We start from the raw sequence: 16,547 nt of genomic DNA, 5'->3' as shown, positions 1-16,547 counted from the left end.
TCCGTTCGTCGACAGCTTGCGTCGGATGATCAATCCGTGATCGCGAGCTAGCGACGACGAGCGATACCGACGACACGGGTTTTGGCATTGAAGGCCGCCTTCAACGCGCGATCCGCAATCGAACCGTCGGGCGGTAGCAACTTGATCTGGCGGGCGAACTCCATTTGGTCGTAGCGCACCGTATTGGTGACGACCTTTCCGTCGGCGATGACGAAATGGTCGAATCCCTCGAATTCGATTCGCCGGCCAGTGGCGGCGACGCCGACGAAGGTGCCGACGTGCCGCCCGGTCAGGCGCCAGTGGACGAGGACGTCGTTGCCGGCCTCGGCCATCGCGACGATCTCGAAGGCGAAGTCGGAGACGGCGGCGAAGACCTGGTCGAAGTAGACGGCGATCTCGTCGCTCCCGCGACATGTCCCGGTCGGGAAGTGCACGGTGGAATCGGCGGTCCAGAAACTTCGCAGGCTGCCGACGTCCTTGGCGTTGATCCGCTCGAAAGCCCACCGGACGAGTAGCGCATTGGAGACGTCGTTCGGGGGAGGAAAAGTTGTCGAGGTCGGGCTGCGATCAGACATCTCTACTCCATGCAGGTTGACGCGAGGCAGGCTGGCACGCTGGCACGCAGCCTCGGCCCCTGCGGAACAGACTCTGACACAACACGACCCCGGCCGACTCCAGCTGCCGGGGCCGGTCGGTTCCCATTGTCCTCCGCGCCGCTTGCGATGTCATCGATGATTCGCTTGGGGAAATACCCCCCGACTACGCGTCGGACGCGCCGCCGAGTTCGACGTGTTCGAGCCAGATTCTCCGTTCGATGCCACCGCGGGTGGCGCGTTTGCGGTCGGCCGCTTGTTTCACTTCGGCCTCGGTGATCCCCAGCGCCGCTATCAGGGCGGTGGTGACTTCGAGAAGGTCGGCGAGTTCGTCGACCCGCTCGTCCGGCGATGCGTCCTGAAGTTCTTTCGCCTCCTCCACGACCTTGGTGTGGAGGGCCGCCAGGTATTCCGGCGCACGCGGGCCGGCCCCTCGCCGCGGAAGCCGCCCCATTGCAATCCGCTGCAACCTTTAGTGCGCACGTCATATCTCCCTACATTCATGACCCGGGTTACACGAGGCACGAACCGTTCCGGCGCCGCATCGCGATCGGAGGTCGGCCCCGACGTAGCCGGCGACAACGGAGAAACCAAGGGAGTGCAATGGCGCTGAACAAGAATTCGTTACTGAGCGCGTATCGGAAGATGTCCGAGATCCGAGCGTTCGAAGACCGCCTTCACGAGGAGAACGCCACCGGCGACATTCCCGGCTTCATCCACCTGTACTCCGGTCAGGAAGCCATTGCCGTCGGCGTGTGCGAGAACCTGCAGGACAGCGATTACATCGGGTCCACCCACCGCGGTCACGGGCACTGCATCGCCAAGGGGTGCGACCTCCACGGGATGATGGCGGAGATCTTCGGGAAGGACGACGGCCTCTGCCACGGCAAGGGCGGTTCGATGCACATCGCCGACCTGTCGGTGGGCATGCTCGGCGCGAACGCCATCGTCGGCGGGGCACCCTCCCTCGCCATCGGTGCGGCGCTCAGCGCGAAGACACTGCGCAACGGCGGCGTCGCCGCCTCGTTCACCGGCGACGGCGGCTCCAACCAGGGAACGGTCTTCGAAGCCATGAACATGGCCGTCGTGCTCGACCTTCCCATCGTCTTCGTCACCGAGAACAACGGTTTCGGCGAGGCCACCGGCCGGGACTACGCCGTCGGCGCACCCAGTATCGCTTCCCGTGCGGCTTCGTTCGGCATGCCTGCCGTGACCGTCGACGGAACCGACTTCTTCGCCGTGTACGAGGCGACCCGTGAGGCCGTCGAACGTGCGCGCATGGGAGGCGGGCCGACGTCGATCGAGGCGATCGCGTACCGCTGGCACGGACACTTCGAAGGTGACGCGCAGCTGTACCGCACCGCGGATCAGGTCGCGGAACTGCGCAAGACGAAAGACCCGCTGCTGAACTTCCGCAACCACCCGGACAGCAAGAAGGTGTCCGCGAAGGAGCTCGACGCGGTCGACGCCGACGCGCGGGTCCGGGTCGACGACGCTGTGGCGAAGGCCCGGCAGGCCGAGTATCCGCCGTTGGCAAACCTTCTGACCGACGTCTACGTGTCGTACTGAGAGTGAGAACAGAAATGACAACGTCGAAGACGACGTACCGCGAAGCGATCAAGGCCGCGCTCGCCCAGGAGATGGAACGCGACGCGACGGTTGTGCAGATCGGTGAAGACCTACGTGGCGGTCAGGCGGGTACCAATCCGGACCTCGAGTCCGGAAAACTCGAGGCGTTCGGTGGGGTGCTGGGTGTGACGAAGGGCCTGTGGACCGAATTCGGTTCCGACCGGGTCATCGACACCCCGATCACCGAGTCCGCGATCATCGGCATGGCAGCCGGCGCCGCATTGACCGGGCTGCGTCCGGTCGCCGAACTGATGTTCATGGACTTCTTCGGAGTCTGCTACGACGCCCTGTACAACCAGGCGGCGAAGTTTCGCTACATGTTCGGCGGCAAGGCCCGCACCCCGCTCGTGGTGCGCGGCATGATCGGTGCCGGATTCTCGGCGGCGGCGCAGCATTCGCAGTCCCCGTACAACGTGTTCGCCGCGGTCCCGGGCCTCAAGGTGGTGGCCCCGTCCAACGCGTATGACGCCAAAGGTCTTCTCATCCAGTCCATTCGCGATGACGACCCGGTGGTGTTCTGCGAGCACAAGACCCTGTACGACCTGAAGGGCGAGGTTCCCGACGAGCCGTACACGATCCCGTTCGGGGTCGCCAACTACACCCGGGAAGGTACGGACGTCACGATCATCGCGCTCTCGGCGATGGTGAACGCCGCCAACACGGCCGCCGACAAACTTGCCACCGAGGGCATCTCCGTCGAGGTGGTCGACCCGCGGACCGTCTCGCCCCTCGACGAGGAAGGCATCCTCGAATCCGTCGCGTCCACCGGACGGGTTGTGATCGTCGACGAGTCCGCGGCGCGTTGCGGATTCGGCCACGACGTCGCCGCACTGATCGCCACCAAGGCGTTCGGTTCGCTGAAGGCACCGATCGAACTGGTCACCCCACCGCACACCCCGGTGCCGTTCTCCCCCGTGCTCGAACAGGCATGGCTTCCCAACGCGGCGCGCATCGAGGCCGCGGTACGCAAGGTGGTGACTGCCTGACCATGAGCGACATCAAGCTGATCGAAGTTCCCAAATGGGGCCTGTCCATGGACGAGGGCACCGTCACCGCGTGGTTGATCGACGAAGGATCGCCCTTCGCAAAAGGCGATCTGATCTGCGAGATCGAGACCAGCAAGATCACCAATGAGTTGGAGGCGCCGTTCGACGGCGCACTGCGGCGCATCGTCGCCAAGCCGGGTGCCACGCTGCCGGTGGGTGCGGTCCTGGCGGTGTCGGCGGACGCGGCCGTCTCCGATGCCGATATCGAGGAGTTCCTGACCGGAATCGGAGCGGATCACGTCCCCGCGCCCGAGCCGGAGCGGGCACCGGGCGGGCAGCCCACGCCCGCAGAGCCGCGCGTGACTACTACCCCGACCGCTCCGGCGGCCCAGGAATCGGCGCGGCCATCCGGCACCACCGCCGTCCCGGATTCGCTACGGGGACAGACGAATGTCGACGTCTTCGCAACGCCGCACTCCCTGCGGTTGGCCGAGAAACTGTCGATCGACCTGGGCCGGGTGGCAGGGACCGGCCGCGACGGCCGGATCTCGGTCGCTGACGTCCACGACGCGATTCGCTCGGCAGGCGGAACCGTCGCAGAGGCACCGTCGCCGACTCGCTCAGGTGTGCCCGGACGCTCCGCCGAGGACGACGGCGCGGTCGATGCGACGCCGGTGGCACGTCGACTGGCGAAATCTCTGGGCATCAACCTGCACGACTGCCGGGCCACCGGTTCGCGGGGGCGCGTCTGCGAGGCGGACGTCCGGGAAGCCGAAAGGACGTTCCGACTGGTTCCCGAACCGACACCCACGCCCGCCGGCGGTGCGGCCACCCCGCACGCGATACCCGAGTTCGAGACGATCCCGTTCAACTCGATGCGCAAGGCGATCGGTCAGCGCCTGCAGGAATCGAAGCGCAACGCCCCACACTTCCGGCTCACCGCGGACCTCGAGATCGACAATCTCCTCGCACTCCGCACGGAGATCAACGCAACGGTGCCGGCAGTCAAGCTGTCGGTCAACGACTTCGTGGTCAAGGCCTGCGCTGCGGCGCTCCGCAAGGTCCCGGACGTCAACGTCCAGTTCGACGAAGCGGCGCAATCGGTGCTGAGATTCTCCGCCGCCGACATCTCGGTGGCCGTCGCCTTGCCGTCGGGCCTGATCACGCCCATCGTTCGCGGAGCGGAGAGCAAGAGCCTGGCCGAGATCTCCGGTGAGGTCCACACATTGGTGACCAGGGCCAAGACCGGCAAGTTGACGCCGGAGCAGTTCCAGGGCGGCACGTTCACCATCTCGAACCTCGGTATGTTCGGCGTGCGCGAATTCGACGCGATCATCAACCCACCGCAGGGCGCCATCCTCGCCGTCGGTGCGGGGCAGCAACGACCGATCGTCGTGGACGGTCGGATGGAGGTCCGTACGATGCTCACCGTCACGCTGTCGTGCGACCACCGCGTGATCGACGGCGCCCTCGGCGCGACGTTCCTGCAGGAACTGCGGCGCTTCGTCGAATCACCCGCGTTGATGCTGGTCTAGGGAGTGTTGATGACTGACAAATACGACGTTCTGGTGATCGGAAGCGGACCCGGCGGCTACGTCGCCGCCATCCGCGCCGCCCAACACGGACTCCGCACTGCGGTGATCGAACGGGACCGGCTCGGCGGAATCTGCCTGAACTGGGGTTGCATTCCCACCAAGGCCCTGCTCCACGGCGCCGACGTGGCGCACACGCTGGAGAATCTGCGCCCCCTCGGATTCTCCACCAGCGGTGTCGAATTCGACATGGCGCAACTGGTCGAGTTCAGCCGTGGGGTGTCGGGGCGGTTGTCCGACGGCATCGGGTACCTGATGAAGAAGAACGGCATCGACGTGATCAGCGGCACCGCGCGACTGGCCGGAAAGGGTGTGGTGGGTGTTCGGGAGGACGGTGACTCGGCGTCGCCGCTCACCGAGTACCGGGCCGACCACATCATCCTCGCCACGGGTGCGCGTCCCCGTTCGGTGCCCGGGGTGACACCGGACGGCGATCGGGTGTGGACCTACTTCGACGCGCTGGTACCCCGGGAACTTCCGAAGTCGCTGCTGGTCATCGGTTCCGGTGCCATCGGCGTCGAGTTCGCGAGCCTCTACCACGATTTGGGTAGTGCGGTCACCCTCGTCGAACTGGCACCGCAGATCATGCCCGTCGAGGATGCCTCGGTGGCCGGCCACGTGCGCCTGCAGTTCGAGAAGCGCGGGATCGAGATCCACACCGGCGCCTCGGTGTCCGAACTCACCGTCGGCGCGGGTTCCGTCGCCGTGACGGTGAAATGCGCGGACGGATCCCTCGAAGAACGGGTCGTGGAGCGGGTTCTGGTCGCCGCCGGCGTCCAGGGCAACGTCGAGAATCTCGGGCTCGAGGACGTCGGCGTCGAGGTGGACCGCGGGTTCGTCACCACCGACGAGTGGTGCCGCACCACCGCATTCGGGATCTACGCCATCGGCGACGTCGCCGGCGCCCCGTGCCTCGCCCACAAAGCGAGTCACGAAGGCGTGCTGTGTGTCGACAAGCTGGCGGGAGCCCCACACGTGACACCGTTGGACAAGGACTATGTCCCCGGATGCACGTACTCGAGACCCCAGGTCGCCAGCCTCGGCCTCACCGAGGACCAGGCGCGGGCAACCGGACGTTCCCTGCAGATCGGACAGTTCGATCTGCAGGCGTCCGGCAAGGCACTCGCCATCGGTGAAGCCGAAGGCTTCGTCAAGACCATCTTCGACCCCGACAGCGGTGAACTGCTGGGCGCCCACATGGTCGGGCCCGAAGTCACCGAGCAGATCCAGGGATTCGGCATCGCACGATCCCTGGAGGCCACCGGTGACGATCTCGCGGACGTGGTCTTCGCGCACCCGACGCTGTCCGAGGCCATGCACGAATCGGTCCTGTCGGCGCTCGGCCGCCCGATCAACATGTAGCGCTCCCCGCCGAACCGTGGTTGCCCTCCGGCACCGCGGTTCGGTGGGAACCACCACCCAGGAATCGACACGTGACTGCCACACCACGAACACCGTCCCGGGCCGTGCAGGCCCCGCCCGGCCGCAAGCTGCTCCGCCTCGAGATCCGAAACGCGGAGACTCCGATCGAACGCAAACCCAACTGGATCAAGACGAGAGCGAAGATGGGCCCGGAATACTCCGAGCTCGAGGGCCTCGTCACACGCGAGGGTCTGCACACCGTCTGCGAAGAAGCCGGCTGCCCCAACATCTACGAATGCTGGGAAGACCGCGAGGCGACGTTCCTCATCGGCGGTGAACAGTGCACCCGCCGCTGCGACTTCTGCCAGATCGACACCGGCAAACCCGACGACCTCGACCGCGACGAACCCCGCCGCGTCGCCGAATCCGTCCAGGCGATGGGACTGCGSTACTCCACCATCACCGGYGTCGCCCGCGACGACCTCCCCGACGGCGGCGCCTGGCTCTACGCCGAAACCGTCCGCCTGATCCACCAGCTCAACCCCGGCACCGGCGTCGAACTGCTCATCCCCGATTTCAACGCCAAACCCGACCAGCTCGCCGAGGTGTTCTCCACCCGCCCCGAGGTGCTCGCCCACAACGTCGAAACCGTCCCCCGCATCTTCAAGCGGATCCGGCCCGCGTTCCGCTACCAGCGCAGCCTCGACGTGATCACCGCCGCCCGCGAAGACAACCTGGTCACCAAGTCGAACCTCATCCTCGGCATGGGCGAGACCCCCGACGAGGTCACCCAGGCGCTGCACGACCTGCACGACGCGGGCTGCGACATCATCACCATCACCCAGTACCTGCGCCCCTCCCCCCGCCACCACCCCGTCGAGCGGTGGGTCAAGCCCGAAGAGTTCGTCGAGCACTCCAAGGCCGCCGAGGAGATCGGGTTCGCCGGCGTCATGGCCGGACCGCTCGTCCGCTCGTCGTACCGCGCCGGCCGCCTCTACGCGCAGGCGATGGCCCACCACGGGCGCGAATTGCCTGCTGGACAGGCGCATCTCACCGAAAGCGGTGACGCCTCGCAGGAGGCCAGTTCCCTCATGGCGCGCCTCGCCCGCTGACCACGGCGGGTGCGCGGTGATCGACACCGGACGGGTCATCACCGCGCACGGCCAGGGACGTATCCTGAAGAGCATGGCGAACGGCAGTAAAACCGGTAAAGCGGGCAAACCCAGTAAAGAAGCAAAGGCAGCCGCCAAGGCAGCCCGCAGGCAGGCGTCGAAGGAACGCAGAACCCAGCTCTGGCAGGCGTTCCAGATGCAGCGCAAGGAAGACAAGCTGCTGTTGCCGCTCATGCTCGGCACACTCGTCGGACTCGCGGTGGTGTTCTTCCTCGTCGGTCTGATCTGGGGCCTGCAGTGGTTCCTCCTCCCGATCGGCCTCCTCCTCGGCGTCCTCGGTGCGTTCATCATCTTCGGCCGGCGCGTGCAGAAGACGGTGTACGGCAAGGCCGAGGGCCAGGCCGGTGCGGCCGCGTGGGCGCTCGACAACATGCAGGGCTCCTGGCGCGTGACCAGCGCGGTCGCGGGCACCACCCAACTCGACGCCGTGCACCGCGTGATCGGACGCCCCGGCGTCATCCTGGTCGCCGAGGGCTCGCCGCAGCGCGTGAAGTCGCTCCTCGCCCAGGAGAAGAAGAAGACGGCGCGCCTCGTCGGCGACACCCCGATCTACGACATCGTCATCGGCAACGACGAGGGCCAGGTCCCGCTGTCGCAGCTGCAGAAGCACCTGAACAAGCTTCCCAAGAACATCGACACCAAGCGGATGGACGCCATCGAGTCGCGGCTCGCCGCGCTCAGCAGCCGCGGTGGCGGCGCGGCACTGCCCAAGGGTCCGATGCCCGGCGGCGCGAAGATGCGCGGCGTGCAGCGCACCATCCGTCGCCGCTAGAAGCCGGTCGCCTTCCACCTGGTCCGCGTCACACCTACTCCGCCCGATGTCGAATCCGACATCGGGCGGAAGACGTTCGGGGGTCAGCGCGTGCGGATCAGCGCGGTGCCGGTGGCGCGGTCCTGCATGCCGCGACCGTCGACGTCCGTGATGGTGCCGGGCACGACGAACACGAGCAGCGCCTGACGCACCAGGGCCCGCACGAAGCCGACGCGGGCGGGTCCGTCCACGCGCGCCACCTGCATGCCGAGGAACAACTGCCCCGGGGTGAAGGAGAACAGCGTCACCGTGGTGACACCGACGACGAACCAGACGAGCAGTGTGATCGTGGAGAACGGGCCGTCGAAGAAGTTGTCGCCGATGATCAGAGCCGCGACGCCGGCCGACGACACCCAGTCGATCATCAGCGCGGCGAGACGGCGTCCCGTGCTCGCGAGTGAACCGGGTCCCTCCGCCTGCAACCCGAGGCGCTCGCCCCGGAAGGACTGCGTCGTCTCGTCGGCGCCGTCCGGCAGTGCAGCCGAAGGTCCGGAGAGCCAAGAACCGGTGATACGTGCCATGCTGTCCAGGATAGGCGTCGTCTCTCCGAGGACCTCACACCGGAGCTTGGGGCTGTGTGCGCAGTCACAGCGGGTGTAAAAGCCCAGGAAGATTCGACGTGTAACACGGGCGAAACAAAAGGTTGACCGGCGGGCAACACCAAGTCCATACCGTCTGGCTCGACGAATTTCGCCAATATCCACTTGGCTGAAGCGACTTAAGGAGCACAAGCGTGGCGTTCACCACGGCCGAAGAGGTCATCAAGTTCATCAAGGACGAGAACGTCGAGTACGTCGACATCCGGTTCAGCGACCTGCCGGGTGTGCAGCAGCACTTCTCGATCCCCGCGTCCGCGTTCAACCAGGACGTGTTCGAGGACGGCCTCGCGTTCGACGGTTCGTCCGTCCGCGGCTTCCAGTCGATCCACGAGTCCGACATGATGCTCCTCCCCGACGTCGCCACCGCCCAGATCGACCCCTTCCGCGCCGCCAAGACGCTGAACATCAACTTCTTCGTGCACGACCCGTTCACGCGCGAGTCCTACAGCCGCGACCCGCGTAACGTCGCGCGCAAGGCCGAGGAATACCTGAAGTCGACCGGCATCGCCGACACCGCCTTCTTCGGCGCCGAGGCCGAGTTCTACATCTTCGACTCGGTCCGCTACGACTCCGGCATCAACGGCGCGTTCTACGAACTCGACTCCATCTCGGGTTCCTGGAACACCGGCAACGACGTGAACGCCGACGGCAGCCCCAACCTGGGCTACAAGGTCCGCCCCAAGGGCGGTTACTTCCCCGTCGCTCCGTACGACCACTACGTCGACCTGCGCGACGAGATCTCCACCAACCTGCAGAACGCGGGCTTCGAGCTCGAGCGCGGCCACCACGAGGTGGGCACCGGCGGCCAGCAGGAGATCAACTACAAGTTCAACACGCTGCTCGCAGCCGCTGACGACCTGCAGCTGTTCAAGTACATCGTGAAGAACACTGCCTGGCAGCACGGCAAGTCGGCCACCTTCATGCCGAAGCCGCTGTTCGGCGACAACGGTTCGGGCATGCACGTCCACCAGTCGCTGTGGAAGGACGGCAAGCCGCTGTTCCACGACGAGGCCGGCTACGCGGGCCTGTCCGACATGGCGCGTCACTACATCGGCGGCATCCTGCACCACGCTCCGTCGCTGCTGGCCTTCACCAACCCGACGATCAACTCGTACCACCGCCTGGTGCCGGGCTACGAAGCCCCCATCAACCTGGTGTACAGCCAGCGCAACCGCTCGGCGGCCGTGCGTATCCCGATCACCGGCAACAACCCGAAGGCCAAGCGCCTCGAGTTCCGCGCCCCCGACTCCTCGGGTAACCCCTACCTGAACTTCGCGGCGCAGATGATGGCCGGCCTGGACGGCATCAAGAACAAGATCGAGCCGCAGGCTCCCGTCGACAAGGACCTCTACGAGCTCCCGCCGGAGGAGGCCCGCAACATCCCGCAGGCCCCCACCAGCCTGTCGGCTGTCATCGACCGCCTCGAGGCCGACCACGACTACCTCACCGAGGGCGGCGTGTTCACCTCCGACCTGATCGAGACGTGGATCTCGCTCAAGCGTGAGCAGGAGATCGCTCCGGTCAACCTGCGTCCGCACCCCTACGAGTTCCAGCTGTACTACGACGTGTAAGTCGTGATGCCCGCCGACATGCGGGCCGGCACTTCCTGACGAGCCCATCCGTGGCGCCTGCTGATTCCAGCCGGTGACATGGGTGGGCTCGTTGTGCGTCGCGGGCTCCCCCGCTGCGGGCGCACCCGGAACCGGCACGGCGCGGCAGTGCGCAGTCGTATGATCCAGGGAACCGACCGCACGGACCGTTGCGGCATGTTCACGTGAAGACTTTCGGGAAACTTGCTCCGTTCTCCATCCCCCATGGGTCGAGAAGCAGGTGGTGCGGGATGTCAGTGCCCACGACGCCGACCGGCGTCCCGGTGCCGCGCCGTGTCGTGGTCATCCTGCTGCTGGTGATTCCGCTCAGCCAGATCCCGCTGGACATCTACACCCCGGCGCTGCCGCGAATGGTGCTCGATCTGGACTCGTCCGCGGCCGTCGTGCAGAACACGGTGACGGCGTACATGCTGGGCATGAGTCTGGCGTTCATCCCGGTCGGACTGATCGCGGATGCTGTGGGCCGCAAACGAACTCTGCTGACCTGCCTGACGATCCTCGTCGTCACCAGTGTGGGATGCGCACTCGTGCAGAACATCACGGTCCTGCTCGGGCTGCGATTCGTGCAGGGTATCGGCGGGTGTGCGTGCCTCGTCCTCGCGTATGCGATCGCCGCCGACTGCTACCGCGGCGCCCGGCTCACATCCGTGTCCGGTCTCCTCGGGGCCGCGTGGGGGCTGGCCCCCGTCCTCGCGCCCGCCGTGGGCGGTGTGCTCGTGCAGTTCATGTCGTGGCGCCTGGTGTTCGGGCTGATCGCGCTTCTGGCTGCGCTCGCCGTTCCCCTCGTCTTCGCGGGACTGCCGGAGACGCTTCCGAAGGAATCGCGATCACCGGTCGATGCGACGGCGGCGGCGCGGGTGCTGCGGGCCGCGCTGCGCCACCGCCTCTTCGTGGGCTTCGTGCTCGTGTTCGGACTGATGGCGTCCGCCCAGATGGTGTTCGGCGTCGTCGCGCCCTTCCTGTACCAGGAGATCCTCGGCTTCTCCCCCGCCGCGTACGGCGCGGTGGCGCTCGTCGTGGGCGGCGCCAACCTTCTCGGCGAACTCGCCTGCAGCGCACTCGCCGTCCGGGTCGGCACCCGCCGCCTCGCTTTCGGCGCCTGGTGGGTGTTCGTGCTCGGCGCGCTGGTACTGGCCGTCACGGCCGGGATGTCCGTCGTCACCGCACCGGCCATCACGATCGGCGCCTGCCTCGCACTCGCCGGATGCGGCGTGCTCTGCCCACAGATGTACGGGCTGGCTCTCGGGCTGTTCACCCGCAATCTCGGGCTGATCGGCGGTGTCGTCACCGCCGCCTGCTATCTCGTCGTCAGCGCGGCGATGGCCGTCGCGGGCGTGCTGCCGGAGAACAGTCAGGCACCGCTCGGCTGGCTCTACCTCGCTCTCGGCGCCGGCGCCGGAATTCTGCTCCTGCTCACCACATCCGCCCGGCAGTCCGACAGTTCCCCCGCCGAGGCGCCCGCACCACGAACCGACCGGAGGTGATCTCACGTGCCGCACCCGAGCCAGCACGGCCCAGCCGCATCCCCGGTGTCGGTGATCTTTCAACGCCGGATCGACGACGCCCGCTACGCCGAATATTCGCAGTGGCAGAAACGCGCGGCGGACGCCCTCGCGACGGTTCCCGGTTTCATCGATCAGGACATCGTGCCGCCGTCGCCGCCCGTGCAGGACGACTGGGTGGACGTGCTGCGGTTCACCACCCTCGACGACGCCCGGGCGTGGCTCGACAGCGACCTGCGGACGGAACTGGTGGCGGAGATCAAGCACGCCTTCATCGGCAACGAGGACGTCCACCTGCTCACCGGTGAGCAGACCCGGGAGCAGTCCGCGACGTCGGTGGTCATCTCCTGTCACGTCGACCCCGCGGACGAGTCGGCGTTCATGGACTGGCAGCGGAAGATCTCCGCCGCCGAGGCAGGGTTCCGCGGCTTCCGGGGGCACAAGGTCGAGAGGCCGGTGCAGGGAATCACCGAGGACTGGACGATCGTGCTCAGCTTCGACACCGAGGACAACCTGGGGTCGTGGATGGATTCACCGGAGCGGGCCGCCCTCCTCGAGGAGGGTGAGAAGTTCAACAGGAATCTCCGGATCCGCAAAGCGAGCTACGGTTTCGACTTCTGGTTCCGCGGCACGGGCGGCGACGAACCGCCCCCGGTGCCCGTCGCCCGCAGCAACCTGCTGGCGCTGCTGGTGCTGTACCCGCTGGTCGTGATCTGGGGTCATTTCTTCAGCGCGCCGTTCATCGAGGCGCACGGTGTGCCGATCGCGGTCGCCCTGTTCATCGGGAACCTGGTCACCACCCAGATCCTCGGGTGGTGGGCGGTTCCCGCGGCGTTCAAGGCGTTCGGGTGGTGGATGGACCCGGCGATCCCTGCCCGGCGGCGGAACCTGGGCTACACCGTCATGGTCGTGCTGTTCGCGATCTCGATCGGCGTGTGCACCCTGCTGTTCATGATCCCCACGACCTGACGGGAGTTTCCCGATTCACCTGCGCGATGTCCGGGTACATAGCACTGTGAAGGACCGAGGTCTGTTTTCACATCTGGAGAAAGGTGTGCGCGGTTGGACATGCAGCAACTGTGGGACTTCGTCTCCGCCAGGAAACAGCAACTCCTCACAGACTCGCTCCTGCACGTCAGTGCCGTCGTGCAGTCGGTGGTCATCGCCACGATCGTCGCGGTGGCGATCGGGATCCTGGTGTACCGGAGCCCCGCCGGCTCCGCGATCGCGACCGCCCTGGCCGGCACGATCCTCACCATCCCGTCGTTCGCCCTGCTCGGCCTGCTCATCCCGATCCTCGGGCTCGGTGTGGCCCCCACCGTGACCGCCCTGGTGTTGTACGCGCTGCTGCCGATCATCCGGAACACCATCCTCGGACTCGCGTCCGTCGACCCCGCCGTCACCGACGCCGCCCGCGGTGTGGGGATGAGCCGCACGACCGTGCTGAGCAGGATCGAACTCCCCCTCGCGTGGCCGTCGATCCTGACGGGCATGCGGGTGAGCACGCAGATGCTGATGGGCATCCTCGCGATCGCCGCCTACGCCAAGGGCCCCGGGCTCGGCAACCTGATCTTCTCGGGACTGTCCCGCGTCGGCAGCCCGACAGCGATACCGCAGGCCCTCACGGGGACCGTGCTCATCGTGATCCTCGCCCTCGTACTCGACGGCGTCCTCGCCGTCGTCGGCCGACTCACCACCTCCAGGGGGATCCGTGACTGATCTCGATACACCTCACACCAACGGCAGCACGGTCTCGGGCGTGGACATCGTCCTCGAAGACGTCGTCAAGAGCTATCCCGGCCAGGAGAAGGCGGYGGTCGACAACGTGTCGATGCGCATCCCGGCCGGGGAGATCGTGGTCCTCGTCGGCCCGTCCGGCTGCGGGAAGACCACCACGATGCGGATGATCAACCGGCTCATCGAACCGACGTCGGGGAAGATCACGATCGGCGGCAAGGACGCCCTGTCCATCGACCCCGACAAGCTGCGGCGCGGCATCGGCTACTCGATTCAGCAGGCCGGGCTGTTCCCGCACCTGACCATCGCCAAGAACGTCGGCACCGTCCCCGGGCTGATCGGCTGGGACAAGAAGAAGATCGCCGACCGCACCGACGAGATGCTCGACCTCGTCGGACTGGAACCCGGCCTCTACCGGGAACGCTACCCCCGCCAGTTGTCGGGCGGTCAGCAGCAGCGGGTGGGGGTGGCGCGGGCACTGGCCGCCGATCCCCCGGTGCTGCTGATGGACGAGCCGTTCGGCGCGGTCGACCCGATCACCCGCGCACTACTGCAGGACGAGTTGATGAGACTGCAGTCCGATCTCGGCAAGACGATCGTGTTCGTGACGCACGATTTCAACGAGGCGGTCAAGCTGGGCGATCGCATCGCGGTGCTGGGCAACCAGTCGCACATCATGCAGTACGACACGCCGGAGGCCATCCTCGCGCATCCCGCCAACGACATGGTCGCCGGGTTCATCGGCGCCGACGCATCGCTGAAGCAGCTGACGCTCACCCGGGTGGCGGAGGTCGAACTCCTCGATTGCCCGACCGCGTACGAGGACGGCTCGGTGGACGATCTGCGGGCGGCGATCTCCCCCCGCARGATCAAGTGGGGCATCGTCCTGGACGCGCGGGACCGGCCGATCCGCTGGGTGTCGCTGCACCATCTGGCCACCGCCACCTCGCTGCACGACCTCGGCGACCCGATCGACGAGGTGATGTCCACCCAGTCGACACTGCAGGACGCCCTCGAGGCACTGCTGGCGGAGAGCAGCGCGTCGACGATCGTCACCGGCCTGCACGGCGAGTACCGCGGCCTGATCACGATCGACACGCTGGTGGCACACCTGTCCGCGATGCGTGAAGAACACGCGCACGACGACGAGGACGCCGAGCCGCAGCAGGACGGGGCGAGTGAGCGCGGGACACCGTCATGACGGCCGCCGTCACCACGAAGCCCACCGCTCCGGCCGCCCGGCGATCGGAGCGGGCCCGCCTGCTGGTCCAGCCGATCCTCGTCCTGTTCCTGGTGGTGGGTGTCCTCGGCTGGGCGTTCAGCCGAGACCTGACCGCCACGCAGAAGGGCAGTCTCAACGCCGCGAACATCGCGACCCTGACGTGGCAGCACGTGCTGATCACCGTGGTCGTGGTGGTGATCGTCGTCATCGTCGCCGTCCCGCTCGGGATCCTGCTCACCCGGCCCGGGTTCACCAAGCTGGCACCGGTCTTCATCGGCATCGCCAACATCGGGCAGGCCGCGCCTGCCATCGGACTGCTCGTGCTGCTGTTCCTCGCGACGGGGACCACCGGATTCTGGATCGGGGTGCTCCCCATCGCGTTCTACTCCCTCCTGCCCGTGCTGCGGAACACGATCCTCGGTCTGCAGGAGGTCAATCCCGCGGTCATCGACGCCGGGCGGGGACAGGGCATGACGGCCGGTCTCGTGCTGCGCAAGGTCGAGTTCCCGCTCGCCGTCCCGTACATCCTCGCCGGACTGCGCACGTCGCTGGTCCTCGCGGTGGGCACCGCGACGCTCAGTTTCCTCGTCAGCGCCGGCGGTCTCGGCATCCTCATCGACACCGGATACAAGCTGCGCGACAACGTGACTCTGGTCGTGGGAGCCGTGCTCGCGGTCGCGCTGGCGCTGCTCGTCGACTGGTGCGGCGCCCTGGCCGAGGAGTTCCTCGGCCCGAAGGGGCTGCGCTGATGAACCTCCTGCGGAAGGCGATCGCCGCGACGGCCGTGACGTTCTGCGGGGTCCTCGCAGTGTCCTGCGGTCTCGAATCCGGAGGCGCCCTGCCGCTGTCGGTGGAGCCGGGCAGCATCCAGCCCGTGCCCGAACTCGAGGGCGTCCCGATCACCGTCGGGTCCAAGGACTTCACCGAGCAGGTCACCCTCGGGTACATCATCGAATTCGCGCTCAGCGCCGCAGGCGCCGACGTGCGCGACCTCACCAACATCCAGGGGTCCAACAGCACGCGGGACGCCCAGCTGGACGGTCAGATCGACGTCACCTACGAGTACACCGGCACCGGGTGGATCAACTACCTCGGCAACGAGATTCCGATTCCCGACCCGACCGCGCAGTTCGAGGCCGTCCGCGACGAGGACCTCGAACGCAACGGCATGGTGTGGGTGGATCCCGCCCCGATGAACAACACGTACGCGCTCGCGATGAGCAGGCAGACCGCCGAGGAGACCGGGATCACCACGCTGTCGGAGTACGCGGACCTGGTCAACCGCGACCCCGCCGCGGCGACGACGTGCGTGGAGACCGAGTTCAACGTCCGCCAGGACGGATTCCCGGGCATGGCCGCCAAGTACGGCTTCGATCCGGCTCGCGCGAACCGCCAGATCCTGCAGACCGGCATCATCTATCAGGCCACCGCGGACGGAACCCAGTGCAAGTTCGGTGAGGTGTTCACGACGGACGGCCGCATCATCGCGCTCGATCTGGTGCTGCTGGAAGACGATCGCCAGTTCTTCCCGAAGTACAACCCGGCGATCACGATGCGCAAGGATTTCGCCGAGGAGCACCCGCAGGTGGCGGAGGTGATGGCCCCGATCTCTGCGGCCCTGACCAACGAGGAGATCACCGAACTGAACCGGCGGGTCGACGTGGAGGGCGAGGAACCGGCCGACGTGGCCCGGGACTGGCTGGTGCAGAAGGGATTCGTCACGCTCCCGTGA

Annotated in this window: 16 protein-coding genes; 13 read left to right on the top strand and 3 right to left on the bottom strand. The window is 66.9% G+C overall.

Translation table 11 applies throughout. The features are described from left to right. Positions 1-47 precede the first annotated feature (47 nt). Positions 48-575 carry an ester cyclase gene (locus AC1DWT_RS17090; RefSeq protein WP_095863524.1) on the bottom strand — a complete coding sequence of 176 codons (528 nt, stop codon included), beginning with the start codon at positions 573-575 and terminating at the stop codon, positions 48-50. A gap of 184 nt (positions 576-759) precedes the next feature. Beyond that, entirely contained in the window at positions 760-1,047 is a 288-nt protein-coding gene (locus AC1DWT_RS17085; protein ID WP_095863523.1) for a nucleoside triphosphate pyrophosphohydrolase, read from the bottom strand. A gap of 149 nt (positions 1,048-1,196) precedes the next feature. On the opposite strand from AC1DWT_RS17085, the gene AC1DWT_RS17080 reads away from it, so the two are divergent. From AC1DWT_RS17080 to AC1DWT_RS17055, 6 genes are all read left to right on the top strand, one after another. Continuing rightward, positions 1,197-2,162 (top strand): thiamine pyrophosphate-dependent dehydrogenase E1 component subunit alpha, encoded by a 966-nt coding sequence (locus tag AC1DWT_RS17080; protein ID WP_477921495.1) that lies wholly within the window; start codon positions 1,197-1,199, stop codon positions 2,160-2,162. A gap of 14 nt (positions 2,163-2,176) precedes the next feature. After that, positions 2,177-3,208 carry an alpha-ketoacid dehydrogenase subunit beta gene (locus AC1DWT_RS17075; protein WP_072946842.1) on the top strand — a complete coding sequence of 344 codons (1,032 nt, stop codon included), beginning with the start codon at positions 2,177-2,179 and terminating at the stop codon, positions 3,206-3,208. Between the two features lie 2 nt (positions 3,209-3,210). Further along, positions 3,211-4,743, top strand: a complete 1,533-nt coding sequence (locus AC1DWT_RS17070) for a 2-oxo acid dehydrogenase subunit E2 (protein WP_072946843.1) — start codon at positions 3,211-3,213, stop codon at positions 4,741-4,743. A 9-nt stretch (positions 4,744-4,752) separates the two neighbouring features. Beyond that, on the top strand, positions 4,753-6,162 hold the full coding sequence (gene lpdA / locus AC1DWT_RS17065; RefSeq protein WP_477921494.1) for a dihydrolipoyl dehydrogenase: 1,410 nt from the start codon (positions 4,753-4,755) through the stop codon (positions 6,160-6,162). Positions 6,163-6,233: 71 nt separating this feature from the next. Beyond that, positions 6,234-7,274, top strand: coding sequence for a lipoyl synthase (lipA, locus tag AC1DWT_RS17060; RefSeq protein WP_477921493.1), 1,041 nt, complete (start codon positions 6,234-6,236; stop codon positions 7,272-7,274). A 73-nt stretch (positions 7,275-7,347) separates the two neighbouring features. Further along, the gene (locus AC1DWT_RS17055; RefSeq protein ID WP_072945564.1) at positions 7,348-8,106 is read left to right on the top strand and encodes a DUF4191 domain-containing protein; all 759 of its coding nucleotides are present in this window, start codon (positions 7,348-7,350) and stop codon (positions 8,104-8,106) included. An 83-nt stretch (positions 8,107-8,189) separates the two neighbouring features. Here AC1DWT_RS17055 and AC1DWT_RS17050 read toward each other — a convergent pair whose 3' ends face one another. Beyond that, positions 8,190-8,666, bottom strand: a complete 477-nt coding sequence (locus tag AC1DWT_RS17050) for an RDD family protein (RefSeq protein WP_072945490.1) — start codon at positions 8,664-8,666, stop codon at positions 8,190-8,192. Between the two features lie 212 nt (positions 8,667-8,878). Here AC1DWT_RS17050 and glnA point away from each other — a divergent pair, with 212 nt between their 5' ends. From glnA to AC1DWT_RS17015, 7 genes are all read left to right on the top strand, one after another. Beyond that, a complete protein-coding gene (gene glnA / locus AC1DWT_RS17045) occupies positions 8,879-10,315 on the top strand; it encodes a type I glutamate--ammonia ligase (protein WP_005247755.1) in 1,437 nt (478 codons plus the stop codon). A 269-nt stretch (positions 10,316-10,584) separates the two neighbouring features. Further along, positions 10,585-11,838 (top strand): multidrug effflux MFS transporter, encoded by a 1,254-nt coding sequence (locus tag AC1DWT_RS17040; protein WP_206012682.1) that lies wholly within the window; start codon positions 10,585-10,587, stop codon positions 11,836-11,838. 6 nt (positions 11,839-11,844) lie between these two features. Continuing rightward, on the top strand, positions 11,845-12,825 hold the full coding sequence (locus AC1DWT_RS17035) for a putative antibiotic biosynthesis monooxygenase (RefSeq protein ID WP_072945495.1): 981 nt from the start codon (positions 11,845-11,847) through the stop codon (positions 12,823-12,825). Between the two features lie 99 nt (positions 12,826-12,924). Next, complete coding sequence (locus AC1DWT_RS17030) at positions 12,925-13,575, top strand: ABC transporter permease (protein WP_072945497.1); 651 nt, start codon at positions 12,925-12,927, stop codon at positions 13,573-13,575. Further along, on the top strand, positions 13,568-14,794 hold the full coding sequence (locus tag AC1DWT_RS17025; RefSeq protein ID WP_477921492.1) for an ABC transporter ATP-binding protein: 1,227 nt from the start codon (positions 13,568-13,570) through the stop codon (positions 14,792-14,794). Before AC1DWT_RS17030 ends, AC1DWT_RS17025 begins: the two co-directional genes overlap by 8 nt. Next, the gene (locus AC1DWT_RS17020) at positions 14,791-15,564 is read left to right on the top strand and encodes an ABC transporter permease (protein WP_072945501.1); all 774 of its coding nucleotides are present in this window, start codon (positions 14,791-14,793) and stop codon (positions 15,562-15,564) included. The genes AC1DWT_RS17025 and AC1DWT_RS17020 overlap by 4 nt, the downstream gene beginning before the upstream one ends. Next, positions 15,564-16,547, top strand: a complete 984-nt coding sequence (locus AC1DWT_RS17015) for a glycine betaine ABC transporter substrate-binding protein (RefSeq protein ID WP_072945503.1) — start codon at positions 15,564-15,566, stop codon at positions 16,545-16,547. Before AC1DWT_RS17020 ends, AC1DWT_RS17015 begins: the two co-directional genes overlap by 1 nt.

Source organism: Rhodococcus sp. P4_B6, assembly GCF_056402215.1.
Note: the sequence above shows the minus strand (reverse complement) of the source record. Positions and strands in the feature narration are given on the sequence as shown.